Origin of the sequence: Sulfurospirillum sp. 1612 (assembly GCF_036556685.1) — a bacterium.
In the GTDB taxonomy this organism is placed as follows: Bacteria; Campylobacterota; Campylobacteria; order Campylobacterales; family Sulfurospirillaceae; genus JAADIZ01.
Genome location: NZ_CP140614.1, coordinates 1553293 through 1566280, shown reverse-complemented (window position 1 = coordinate 1566280; position 12988 = coordinate 1553293). Strand labels below are relative to the sequence as shown.

Annotated in this window: 12 protein-coding genes; 7 read left to right on the top strand and 5 right to left on the bottom strand. The window is 40.1% G+C overall.

What is annotated here, in order from left to right:
- Nucleotides 1-23 precede the first annotated feature (23 nt).
- The 5 genes from SFB89_RS07835 to SFB89_RS07815 all read right to left on the bottom strand — a co-directional run bounded on the left by SFB89_RS07835 (nt 24) and on the right by SFB89_RS07815 (nt 3204).
- The gene (locus SFB89_RS07835; RefSeq protein ID WP_331774129.1) at nt 24-830 is read right to left on the bottom strand and encodes an ABC transporter permease; all 807 of its coding nucleotides are present in this window, start codon (nt 828-830) and stop codon (nt 24-26) included.
- Nucleotides 827-1588, bottom strand: a complete 762-nt coding sequence (locus tag SFB89_RS07830; protein WP_331774128.1) for an ABC transporter ATP-binding protein — start codon at nt 1586-1588, stop codon at nt 827-829. Before SFB89_RS07830 ends, SFB89_RS07835 begins: the two co-directional genes overlap by 4 nt.
- 13 nt (nt 1589-1601) lie before the next feature.
- Nucleotides 1602-2612 carry an ABC transporter substrate-binding protein gene (locus SFB89_RS07825; RefSeq protein ID WP_331774127.1) on the bottom strand — a complete coding sequence of 337 codons (1011 nt, stop codon included), beginning with the start codon at nt 2610-2612 and terminating at the stop codon, nt 1602-1604.
- Nucleotides 2613-2694: 82 nt separating this feature from the next.
- Nucleotides 2695-2958, bottom strand: coding sequence for a YrhK family protein (locus SFB89_RS07820; RefSeq protein ID WP_331774126.1), 264 nt, complete (start codon nt 2956-2958; stop codon nt 2695-2697).
- A gap of 33 nt (nt 2959-2991) precedes the next feature.
- Nucleotides 2992-3204 (bottom strand): RNA-binding S4 domain-containing protein, encoded by a 213-nt coding sequence (locus SFB89_RS07815; protein ID WP_331774125.1) that lies wholly within the window; start codon nt 3202-3204, stop codon nt 2992-2994.
- 172 nt (nt 3205-3376) lie between these two features.
- Here SFB89_RS07815 and SFB89_RS07810 point away from each other — a divergent pair, with 172 nt between their 5' ends.
- The 7 genes from SFB89_RS07810 (at nt 3377) to SFB89_RS07780 (ending at nt 12969) form a co-directional block, all read left to right on the top strand.
- Nucleotides 3377-5155: an HD domain-containing phosphohydrolase gene (locus SFB89_RS07810; protein ID WP_331774124.1), complete on the top strand. Its 1779-nt coding sequence runs from the start codon at nt 3377-3379 to the stop codon at nt 5153-5155.
- A 117-nt stretch (nt 5156-5272) separates the two neighbouring features.
- Nucleotides 5273-6391, top strand: coding sequence for a metallophosphoesterase family protein (locus tag SFB89_RS07805; RefSeq protein WP_331774123.1), 1119 nt, complete (start codon nt 5273-5275; stop codon nt 6389-6391).
- Nucleotides 6375-8747: an SMC family ATPase gene (locus SFB89_RS07800; RefSeq protein WP_331774122.1), complete on the top strand. Its 2373-nt coding sequence runs from the start codon at nt 6375-6377 to the stop codon at nt 8745-8747. The genes SFB89_RS07805 and SFB89_RS07800 overlap by 17 nt, the downstream gene beginning before the upstream one ends.
- 13 nt (nt 8748-8760) lie before the next feature.
- Nucleotides 8761-10203: a dGTPase gene (gene dgt / locus SFB89_RS07795; RefSeq protein ID WP_331774121.1), complete on the top strand. Its 1443-nt coding sequence runs from the start codon at nt 8761-8763 to the stop codon at nt 10201-10203.
- A 94-nt stretch (nt 10204-10297) separates the two neighbouring features.
- Complete coding sequence (locus SFB89_RS07790) at nt 10298-11131, top strand: DsbA family protein (protein WP_331774120.1); 834 nt, start codon at nt 10298-10300, stop codon at nt 11129-11131.
- A 49-nt stretch (nt 11132-11180) separates the two neighbouring features.
- Nucleotides 11181-12041 (top strand): DUF808 domain-containing protein, encoded by an 861-nt coding sequence (locus SFB89_RS07785; protein ID WP_331774119.1) that lies wholly within the window; start codon nt 11181-11183, stop codon nt 12039-12041.
- Between the two features lie 79 nt (nt 12042-12120).
- Nucleotides 12121-12969: an NAD(P)-dependent oxidoreductase gene (locus SFB89_RS07780; RefSeq protein ID WP_331774118.1), complete on the top strand. Its 849-nt coding sequence runs from the start codon at nt 12121-12123 to the stop codon at nt 12967-12969.
- Nucleotides 12970-12988: the final 19 nt, after the last annotated feature.

Genomic DNA, 12988 nt, shown 5'->3' with positions numbered 1-12988 from the left:
AAAATTGTGTCATTATGTTACATTTATGTACGCCATGCCAAAAGTTTCCGCTCCAAGATTCCAATCAACCAATTGATAATCACCCCGATGAGTGAGAGTATAAAAACACCGGCAAACAAGCGCTCCAAATCATATAAGGAACCCGCTTCAAGAACATAAGCTCCAATACCGTAATTTGCCCCCAACATTTCAGCTGCGACCAAAAGGATAATAGAGATTGAAAGGGCGATTCTAAGACCGGAGAGGATGCCCGGAAGTGCCCCGGGTAAGACGATTTTGCGCACGATTGAAAACCACTTGAGTCCAAAACTTTGTCCCATGCGAATCAAACTGCGATCGACATTGTCGATGGCTGCATATGTAGCCACTACCATCGGAGCAAATGAGCCCAACGCAATCAGCGCGTATTTGGATCCTTCATCAATACCAAACCAGATGACAAAAAGCGGTAAGAGGGCGATTTTTGGTACGGGAAAGAGGGCGGCGACTAGTGGAAGCAATGCCGCACGCGCCATACTAAAGAGTCCGATGAATACTCCAATGACAATACCCGCACTCACACCAATCAACGATCCTACAAGCAATCGCGTGAGCGAAGGCACAAGATGTTTGTATAAAAGTCCTGATTGATAGAGTTCTATGAGTGCGTGTGCGACTCCAGAAGGCTTGGGAAGGGTGAGATTTGAAATCCACCCCTTTGTCGTTCCCCATTGCAATAGGGCGATTAGGATGACAAATACTAGTGGCCCGACATAAAAGAGGGGTTTATGTGTAAAGCCTCCACCACGAAAAGGCACACGTTTGCGATTGTCTCTCTTTTTGTGATTCATAAGAGTTCCTTGTCTGCCATAGAGGCTTCTGCTCTCATGAGATTCCAAAGGTCGTTTTGCTTGTTGTTAAGCTCTTCGATGTGATTGTGGCGCTCATTGAGTGGGATATCGATATCCACGATGTCACAAATACGACCGGGTCTGCGTGATAAGACAACGATTTTGTGCCCAAGACGCACGGCCTCAGCGAGATTGTGTGTGACATAGCAGGCGGTGAATTTTTCACGATTCCACAATCCAATCAAATCATCAATCAACAATGCAGAAGTTTGACTATCAAGTGCGGAGAGGGGCTCATCCATGAGCAATACCGCAGGGCGGACACTCAAAGCTCGTGCGATGGCGACGCGCTGTTTCATCCCGCCGCTGAGTTGTTTGGGCATGGCATGGGCAAATTCTGTGAGTTTAGTGCGTGCTAATACATTGGCAATAATCTCCTGTTTCTCTTTTTTCTTGATGCCATGGTCTTCAAGTACCAGTGCGATATTATCATACACACTACGCCAAGGAAGTAGGGCAAAATCTTGAAAGATGTATGTGAGTGGGTTGAGTGAGTTTGCCGGGGCGTCACCGATTTGGAGCACCTGACCACTTGAGGGTTGTTCCAAACCACCTAAGAGCCTCAATAATGTGGATTTTCCACAACCCGATGGACCGACCAAGCAGATAATTTGGTGTTTATTGATTTCTAAATTGATATGACTGAGTACTTCGACTTGACCATAGTGATGAGAGAGATCTTCGATTTGTAATTTCACAAAGACTCCCGATTTAGTACGTTTTTACATATTGTGGATCGACGAGCATTTTCATAGTAATATTGTTTTTGACAAAGCCCTCAGATTTGAACCAATCAAGCTGGTCTTGGATGCTTTTTAAATCCAAACGTGCTCCCTTATTGAGACGCATGGCCCCGTTTTTGATAAGGGGTGCAGCTTTGTCATAGGGTTTATCGCTATAGACATATTTGTGGATTAATTTTATCATGGCTACTTCGGCTTTTTTGCCCGCTGTTTTATCAACGAGTGCCGCATCAAAGTCTGCCACTCCTTTTGAAAATGCTTTTAAAAATGCTGTGACGAGTTTGGGTCTGTCTTGGGCATTTTTAGTGGAGGTAAATACAGTCGTGACTTGATAATCAGGGATATAATCTGATATTTTACCAATCATGATGATATTGGGATTTTGAATCAAGTTTTTTGCAATGTGCGGTACCATCGCCAATGCATCGATTTGCTGGGTTTTCAATGCGCCAATGAGTGCGCCAACTTTTTGCAAGGGTTTTAATATGATATCCGAATCTAAAAATCCCTCTTTTTGAGCGATTTTGTGAGCCATATAATGAAACGAAGAGCCTGTTTGGGTGATACCAAAAGTGTGCCCTTTAAGATCAGCAGGAGTCTTCAGCCCCGCATCATAGGCTTTTTTGGAAGCCAAAATCATCATTCCATCGATAGATTTGTCTTCATGTAATGCCCCACCAATGATTTTGATGGCTCCTTTGCCCGCGAGATTGATCAAACCTCCTGTGGTAGCGGTCACGCCAAAATCCACATCTCCTGAAGCGATGGCGATGGCCATAGGTTGCGCGGCTTTGAAAAATTTAAACTTCACATTAAGACCTGCATTCTTGAAATATCCTCGCTCATATGCCACAAAACTTGCGGCGTGAGACGTCCAGCGCAAAGCGCCTACGGTGATTTTTTCTGCTGCTTTTGCTTGTGTTATGTCCAGTGTCAAAGCCACAATCATTAGCATTAGGATTTTCTGCTTTAGTGTCATTGTCTTCCTTGTTATTCTGTCTCGAGAATTATATCAAAATTATAAAATGATTCATTTCTCATACGTTATTTAGGTCTTTTAGTTATCTTTTTTCTGTATGATAGACCCGACTCACATGAATCAAACTGGTCAATTTTATGATTGGTTTGATAAGGAGTTGCGCACTACCGGCTATAAATAACCACGTGCCACTTTCGACAAGCGAATGGGTCAGAAATAAAAAGCTTCCAATTAAAAACCACAGTGCGATAAGAAGGTCATTAAAAGCTCCTAACGCTTCATATCGTCGTTGAATCGTGATGTGTTCTTGACCTAAGTCTAAAAAAACCTTATTATGGGTATTCATACGGCTTCTTTCTCCCTTTTTAAGATGCGTAGATTAATGTTTCGCGATGACTTCGATACTCGTATCAGCAACATTAATGACATCGCCTGCAATGATTTTGGCACGTTTTCGCAGTTCTACTTCGTGATTTCTTTGAACAGAGCCTTCTTCTATGAGCATTTTCGCATGCGCACCACTATCTACTAATCCCATGATTTTGATGAGTTTAAAGAGTTCAATATACTCATCGTGTAATTCAAATTTCATGATTGGTTATCCTTTATAATAATGCAATCATATCACGATTTTACATAATATTGAGAAGGTCTATTTTGATTTTCTGACTTTTATGATAGAGAAAAAACTCTAAATTTTTTTTGGATTATGGCGATATTATAATTTAGAAATAATAATCTGTTAATATCTATGAAGGCGTTGTATGTCTACGGAAAATAATTACAAACTTTTGAATAAATATGCAATATTTGCACTATTAATCTGGAGTATTTTTATCTTCATTTTTTTGTATTATAATATCAAATCTTTTTATCAATATGCCGATGAATTGGCACTCAATGAAGCAAAAGTCAGTGTCCAAAAAGATTTTGCTTACCGTTCTTGGGTCTCTTCTCATGGCGGTGTTTATGTGCCCATTACTTTGAGAACACCCCCTAATCCTTATCTCAAAAATATCAAAAATCGTGATGTCACGACAAATGATGGACAATCGCTCACCTTGATGAATCCCTCTTATACGCTCTCTCAAATGATGCATGATTATACTGAGCTTTATGGAATTCGCACCAAGATTACGAGCAGTAAGCTCATGAATCCCAAAAACAAGCCCGATCCCTGGGAAGCCAAAGCTTTGAAAATAGTCGAAAAAAGCAAACTTCCTTTTTACGAAAAAAGCAACATCAATCATCATCAATATTTGCGTTATTTAGGACCGATGATAACCCAACAGAGTTGTTTGAAATGTCACGGTATTCAAGGTTATAAAATCGGTGATGTTAGAGGAGGGGTATCCATCTCAATTCCATTGAAAAATGCCTATGAAAATGCCTATAATCAATCATTTCGTAGTGTTGCATTTGGTTGTATTGTGTGGCTTTTTGGTCTGGTTTTGATATGGTTTTCTTCAAACAAAGTCCAACAAAGTTTCAAAATGCAAATCAGCCTTTATGAACAAAATATTTATTCTTTGGTAGATTTGATGGAACAAAGAGATAGTTACACAGCAGGGCACACGCGAAGAGTGGCGCATTATGCGAGTTTGATAGCCAGACAGATGGGATGCAATGAGCGGGAAATCCACCAATTATACCGAGCGTCCATGCTTCATGATATTGGCAAAATCTCTACGCCTGATTCGATATTATTAAAACCAAGTCGGTTAAATCAATCAGAGTATGCTGTGATACAAGAGCATGTGACAACGGGATACAATATCTTAAAGAGTATGGATATTTTTAAAGATTTGGCTGAGATTGTGAGACACCATCATGAGCGCTATGACGGATTGGGATATCCTCAAAAACTCAAAGGAGATCAGATTCCGATACTCTCTTATATCATGTGCCTAGCAGATGCTTTTGACGCTATGACAACAGACCGCATCTACAAAGGGCGAAAAAGTATCCAAGAGGCCATCAAAGAGATTCAAGCACTCAGAGGCAAACAGTTTCATCCTTTGGTTGTTGATGCTGCTGTTGTCGCATTGCGCGATATAGAAATTGAACAAACCATTTTCCAAGACCCAAATAGCAGCCTGGAAAAAGCACGTTTTGTCTACTTTTATAATGACCAATTAACTGGGGCTTATAACCGAGAATATCTCAAATTTGTATTGCAACACTCTGAGCAAGATATCTATCATTATCAAGGGGCACACGGTATTTACTTGCACCATTTTTCAGAGTACAATCATGAGTTTGGATGGCATGCTGGAGATGTGTTGTTGACACTATTTGCAGAAGAGTTACGCACTCGCTTCCCCGAAGCTTTGGTTTTTAGAAGTTTTGGCGATGATTTTATTATCTTACACAAAAAAAGACCCCATACGCTAGATATATTGCCTTTTGAATCTCTAAAAGGGACGCATGTGAGCGCATGTTACCACTATGTGGACCTTCAAAATATCCAAAGCGACATTAGCATCGAAGCCTTTGAAGCACTTTTTTGCCATCAATGTCATGAGTCTGATATGAATGCTTGATGTTTGACTTTGGCTAAGATAAGCCTCTCCTTGGATGCCACAGAGAACATAACGGACCTTTAAGAAAAAAAATAGTAAAGTTTAAAAAATTTCGTTACGTAATATAAAAGGCTCGCGTTGAAAATTGTGCATTTTAGTGATACCCATTTGGGCTTTAGTGATTTGGATATTTTAAATGAAGAAAATATCAATCAAAGAGAAGCGGATTTTTATGACGCTTTTGCGGCTATCGTCAAAGAGATAAAGGCGATGAAACCCGATTATATCATCCATACCGGAGATCTTTTTCATCGCGCTTCCCCGAGCAATCGCGCCATCACTTTTGCGCTAGAGCAGTTTAAGATAATCGACGCGCTGGATATTCCTTTTATCATGATAGCTGGCAATCACTCCACACCCAGGACCAATCTGAGCTCTCCGATTCTCAAAATCTTTGAAAATTTCAAAAATATCCATGTCTCTTATGAGCAACAATACAAAAAAATAGAGTTTGATGATGTTATCTTTCATACGCTGCCTCACATGAATGATGAGACCAAAGCCGTGGCTGAGATTGAGCGCTGTGACGCACAGATTGATGAAGCGAAAAAAAACATCATGATGCTCCATTGTTCTGTGGGGGCGCACTTTTTGATGGCTGAATTTGGCGAGTGGGTTTATCCAAGGGAGAAAGAGTATCTTTTTGAAAAGATGGATTATGTTGCCCTTGGGCATTGGCATGGATTTGGTGCGGTGGGCACACACAAAAATGTCTATTATGCAGGTTCCAGTGAGCGCACCAGTCTCAATGACAAGCGCAACTCCAAAGGCTTTGTGGAGCTTACTCTCACAGATGCCCTGCAAGTGCGCTATCATGAGATAAAAATTCGCCCGATTAAAACGTATGAGATAAACTGTGAGGATTTTGAGCATGCCATTGCTGCGCTTGATGTGAGCGATATCAAAGATTGTCTGATTGAAGTCACACTCACCCATCTCACCCCGATGCGCTCTATTGAAATCCAAAGCCAGGAGATTGAAGCACTTTTCCCTCACGCATTGCATGTCACGATTCGACGCGAATTTGTACAGAGTGATTATAAGAGCACTCTAGGTGATATTGAGGCGCCTTCTGTGGAGGAGTATTTTTTAGAACATATCAAAGAAGAGGCCGATGGCCAAGAGTATGAGAGATTGCACAGCAAAGTACAAGAGTTGTTTGCCCGCTATGAGGAGGTGAATGATGATACTCACTAAATTGCACCTTGAGAATTTTAAAAAATACACCACTTTTGAGATTGAATTGACAGAAGGACTCATCGGTATCATCGGTAAAAACGGTAGTGGCAAATCAACACTCTTTGAAGCCATCCTTTTTGCTCTTTATGGTGAACTCAAAAATAGAAAATACAAAGAGGTCCTACGCAATGCCTCAGCGAGCGATAAAGATGCGGTTTTGGTCAAACTGGATTTTGAGTTTGAAAATACCACGTATCAAGTCGTACGGGCATTTCGGGGTAAAGCTTTGAGTGCAAGTGCAAAGTTTTATAAAAACGGGACGCTGATGACCACAGGGGCTAAAGAGGTCACTCATGCGATTATCAAATTGATAAAGATGAGTAAAGAGGCCTTTTTGCATACGCTTTTTGCCTCACAAAAAGAGCTCATGAGCTTGAGTATTCTCAAAAATGAAGAACGAAAAAAGATGATACGCCGTCTTTTGGGTCTAGAAAAGATTGATTTTGTAGAAAATGAGTTGATTTTGACACTAAGAGAGCTCAAAAAGGAGATTAGCACCGTTGCTGAAATGCTTTTGAGTGAAGAGGAGATTAAGAGTAAAAATGAGAGTATTCAGCAGATTAAAGATAAAACGGCACTGATTGTAAAAGATACCGAGGTGTTAGAAAAAGAGATTCTAGCGCTCAAATCTCAAGAAGTTTTGGTGAAAAAAGAGTTAGCGACTTTTGTCACTATCAAGGAGCACCGACAAAAAACACACAGCGAATTGGAACTTTTAGAAAAAGACAAAAAAGCCAATATACAAAATCAAAATCGATGTGAACGTGAGCTAAACATATTAGAAGCCAAAGCCAAAGAGCTTCACGCGAAAAAGGATGTGAAAAAAGAGTATGAGGTTCTTAATTTAAAGCTCAAAGAGCAGGAAAAATTGAAAAATTTCCATCTCCAAAAAGAGGGCTTGCAAAAAGAACAAGTACAACTTAGAGTGCAGTATCAAAAATACAAAAATGACATCAAATCCCTAGAACACGCTTGTGCGGGGTATGAGCAAATGCGTCTCAAAGAGAAAGAATTCAAAACTACACTGGCGGTGTTATTGAAAGAAATAACGCGCCTCAAAGGCATAGAACAACAATTACGCTCCGAACTCTCAGCAGAAAATAGAATCGTAGAAGATACCAAGAAAAAAATCAAAAACATCAAAACATTGGGACGTCAATCTCCTTGTCCGACTTGTACGCGGGCACTTTTGGATGCGTATGATCAAGTGATTGACTCACTTGAATCGATAGTGAAAACCACCACTGAAGAGAAGATTGACAAAATCAAGGTCAAAGTCCACAATACTCAAACAGCACTAGAAAAAGCTGAAATAGAGCAAAAAAAGCTAGAAAAATCCCTGCAAGAGATTAGCCAATCACTCACCCTGATACAGAGCAAACAAAAGGATTTAGAGCGTGCAAAAGAGGCATTTGTCACAGTGCGTGAGCAAGGCACAGCCAACAATGAGGCACTCAAAGCGCTAGAGGGTCATGTTTATGATGAGAAGGTGCATATCAGCTTACTCCGTGCTATGGAAACTTTAAAAATCCAATATGAGCACGTGCTACGTTTAGAGGCAGAACTCAAAAGAGAAGCAGACCTCAAAGCGGAGTGGAGACGCTTCAAAGAGGCACTAAAAGTCCTAGATGAACAATTAAAAAACAAGCAAGAGGCGTATCAAAACATTCATTATGATGAGAAGGAACATCAAGTCGCACAGAAGGCATTAGAAACATTGCAACAATCAAAAGAGGAAAAATTAGACCAACTCAATCGCCTAAAGATTCAGATTGCCCGATATGACGGGGAAATCAAAACGTTGCAAAATGATTTTAAACAAAATGAAATAGGGCTTGCCAAAGTCCAAAAGAAAAAAGATGACATGCAAGATTATGAGAAGATCAAAGTGAGTCTTGGTGCTTTTAAAACCCGCTTAAATGCCAAAGTAGCCCCACGCATCTCTGAGATTGCATCGCAGATGTATGCGAGCATTACCAAAGGGAAATATCAATACATCGAAGTCAGTAATGATTTTGATTTTTATATTTATGATGAAGGGGCAAAATACCCCATAGAGCGCTTTAGTGGGGGTGAGGTGGATTTGGCCAATTTGGTGCTGCGTATTGCTATCTCAAAAACACTAGGGGAGCTCAATGGGGCGAGTCGTATTGGTTTTTTGGCTTTTGATGAGGTTTTTGGCTCCCAAGATGAGAGCCGCAGGATGCAAATCTTAGAAGCGTTTCATCTCATAAAAGAGCAGTATCGCCAAATCTTTTTAATTTCTCATGAGATGGAAATCAAAGAGATGTTTGAGCGGGTAATTGAGCTTTAAAAAAGGGTAATTGATGATTGATTATAACACGAAACTGACCACCGATAGAGCACTCTATCCTATGAACAACTTAGACGCGTCTATTGAAAGTGATCGCGGACGGATTCTCTCCTCTGGAGCGCTAAGGAGATTGCAAAAACGCACCCAAGTCTTTGCGCTGGAGCTCAACGCTTCAATTCGCTCACGTTTGACCCACTCACTAGAGGTTTCTCAAACGGCGCGTTTTATTGCCAAGACGATTATCGCAAAACTCAAACAGAGTAAAGAACAACAGTGTGGTTTAGATCAGTTGCACAATGCTTTTGTCTCCACTGCTGAGATGACTAGCTTGCTCCATGATATCGGCAATCCGCCTTTTGGACATTTTGCTGAGCAGACGATTAACCAATGGATGCGTGACAATGCGCTTGAAAAGTTGCAAGCCTTTCCAGCAAGCACACCTGATACCCAAGAGCTCAAAGCAATGTTAGCGAGGGATATTTGTAATTATGATGGCAATGCTCAAGCGATTCGGCTCATCATCAAACTGCAACGTCTCAACCTTTCCTATACACAAATTCTCTCAGTCTTAAAATATACCCGAGGTGCCTTTGAGCCACGACCAAGCACGACACATGCTTTGGATTATTTGCAAAAAAAGCCGGGATTTTATTATAGTGAAAAAGAGAGTATTGGCGTGATTCAAGACACATTGCAAGTGCAACCAGGGCATCGTTTCCCTATCACCTATATCATGGAAGCAGCTGATGACATCTCCTATCTGACAGCGGATTTGGAAGATGCGGTGCAAAAGGGAATTTTGAATCTTGATACGGTTTATAACTTGATTAAAAAAGAGTGTGAAAAAGAGGGTGAAGATTATCTTTTAGAGGTCATTGAAGCGCGTTACAAACAGGCAAAAGAAAATGAAGAACCCTATCAGTTTAATATGTTTTTTACACTCGTACGCGCCAAAGTCGTGACCGCTTTAGTCTACCATGTTGCCGATATTTATGTGGCACATCATGATGCAATTTTTGAGGGCTCATTTAATGCAGCACTGCTTGAATATGACCAACAAAGCAAGTACTACAAAGCGGTTAAAATTTTGCAAAATATCTCCAGTAAATATATTTACAAAAATAAAGAGGTCCAAACTCTCGAACTCAAAGGCTATGCTATTATCAACAAACTCTTTGATATTTATAAGCCCCTTTTACTGCTCTCTTGTGAAGATTTTGACGCTCTTTTGCGTGATGAGTCTATCGATGCTTTTGTGACGATGCGCTTGATAAAACGTATCTCATCCAAACAAATAGCTGCGTATAAAAGTGAAATCAAAAAGCTTGAGCGTCATGATAGAGAATCTTTTGAAATCTTGGAATATTATTATAGAGTGCGCTTGATTATCGACTATATTAGCGGAATGACCGATGATTTTGCCCTGCATGAGTATCATGAGCTCTCAGCCATTTGAAGATTTTGATTTTGGGTGAGTATCATGATTTATTTTGCGTTTAAATTAATAAAGTATGATTATATTCTAAAATATGACAAAAGAGGATCGTTTCATGAATAAAATCAAATTAGCGACGATATTTTTATTGATAGCAGGGAGTTTGTCGGCTTCTAGCACTATCGATAAAAAGGTGATTCATTTTGAAAATCAACGGTTTTTGGCGCAAAAAAATATGCTTCTGGATGAGGTAAAAATCGAGAAAAAAGAGAAAATACCTTTTGGTCAGTGGTATGGTTATATTTTACATATTAAAGTTGATGTTACCGGACATGGTAGCGTGAATGCGCATGATATATTGTTTTCAAATGGCGAGATGGTCACACCGGATTTGATGAACGTACAAACGGGTCATAATTATAAAGATTCACTCTCTTTAAAAGTCACCTCGGCGTATTATCAAGCCAATCATCTCATAGCAGGTACGATGGATGCCAAAAATAAAGTCGTGGTCTTTTCTGATCCCCTGTGTCCATTTTGCAGACGCGCCTTACCGGGTATTATCAAAAAAGCTCAAGCCGAACCTAAAAAGATTGCACTCTTTTATTATCAATTTCCGCTTCTTGCATTGCATCCGGCTTCAGATGTTGTGAGTAAGGCGATGATAGTGGCTAAGCGTGAGGGTATCAAAGATGTCGAATTGAAGATTTATGAGTCTGATTATAAGAAATATTTTACCGTCAAAGAGAAAAATGCACAAAAAATTCTCGATGGGATCAATGCGATTTTAAAAACCTCTATCACACCGAGTCAAATTCAAGATGCATCGCTGAAAAAAGTGATACAATCGGATATGAAAATGGGGAACAACGTGATGGTTCAAGGCACACCCACTCTCTTTGTCAATGGCAACTTAGACAGAACGAAAACACGATTTGCGGCACTCTAAAATTCTATCATGATAGAATGATGCCACAATGAAATAAAAAGGATACAGATTGGCATCAGGATTTTTTGCACTTTTAGATGATATTGCGACACTCGCCGATGATGTGAGTGTGGCCGCAAAGATTGCAACCCAGAAGACAACGGCTGTACTAGGAGATGATCTTGCGGTCAATGCTGAAAAAGCTACGGGATTTCAGCAATCTAGAGAATTGACGATTTTGTGGGCCATCACCAAAGGCTCACTCAAAAACAAAGCCATTATCTTGCCGATAGCTTTTTTGTTAAACTGGCTTGCTCCGAGTATCATTATCTATTTTTTGATGGCAGGGGGATTTTATTTATTATATGAGGGAAGCGAAAAAGTGGTGGAATCCATCGCGGCGCGGCATCATAAAAAACCTGATAAAACACTCTTGCAATCTACGACTGAAAATATACTAGATTTGGAGAAGCAAAAGATAAAATCGGCCATCTTTACCGATTTTATTCTCTCGATTGAAATTATTGTGATAGCACTGAGTTCTGTGGCCAACGCGACGCTTTTGGTGCAAATGATTTCGACGGTTTTTGTCGCACTTTTTGCTACATTTGGTGTTTATGGAATTGTGGCTTTGATTGTGAGGATGGATAATTTTGGATTTTGGTTGATTGGCAAAAAACAATCAGCAATCGGGAAATCCTTAATTCGCGCCATGCCAAAATTGATTCGTGTGTTAGGATTTGTCGGGACGGTGGCGATGATTTTGGTCGGTGGTGGGATTTTGACTCATCATATCACTTGGTTACACCATTTTTTCATCCCGAATATTCCTGCGATTATTAATGATTTGGTGATTGGTTTGGTCATCGGATTTATCGTATTTTTACTCATTGAAATGTTGCAATATCTCAAAAGTCGTGTGCTGCGCTGATAAAGAAATGCTACTTTGAATTTTTGTTAAAAATTTTATATAAATTAGAATATAATTGAAAAAAACCAAAGGAGAGAGAATGTCCGTAGGATTTATAGGATTAGGAAATCTCGGTAGCGCGATTGCCCGAAGATTGGCCGATATGGGAGAAGATATCAAAGTATGGAACCGTACAAAGGCCAAAGCTGATGCCTTGGGCTTTGAGATGATGTTTACTCCCAAAGAGTTGGTCGATAATTGTGACACTGTTTTTATGTGCTTGTTTGATTCAAACGGTGTGAGAGACGTACTGACACAAACAGATGGACTTTTGAGTGCTGATTTGAGTGGTAAAACGATTATTGATTTATCGACAAATCATTTTAATGATGTCCTCTCTTTCCACCAAATGGTAGAAGAAAAGGGTGGCGATTATCTCGAATCCCCGATTTTTGGTAGTGTGGTGCCAGCGAGTAAAGGGGAAGTCACGGTGGTTGTCTCAGGGAAAGAGGCTGTTTTTCAAGCGCACAAAGCGCAGTTGGAGAAATTTGGTAACAATATTTTCTTTTTAGGCGCAGCGGGATTGGCGACGAAGATGAAACTCATCAATAACCTATGCCTTGGCTCTTTTATGGCAACAATCGCTGAATCAACCGCTCTAGGTGAGGCTTGTGGTATCGAGAAAAAAGATATTTTGGACATTTTAGGTGTGGGTGGGGGTAAATCACTCGTACTTGCGGCCAAAACACAAAAACTCATCGATGAAGATTTTAGTGCGCATTTCAGTAATGCTGCTATCAACAAAGATTTACACTGTGTGCAAGATTTGGCTTATAGTATGCAACGCCCTTTATATACGGGCAGTATTGTCAAAGAACTGTTTTCTAAAATGAAACAAATGGGAAAAGGAGATGAAGATTTGAGCTCCATCTATCAACTCTTCAAATAATCTATCATGATAAAAGAGA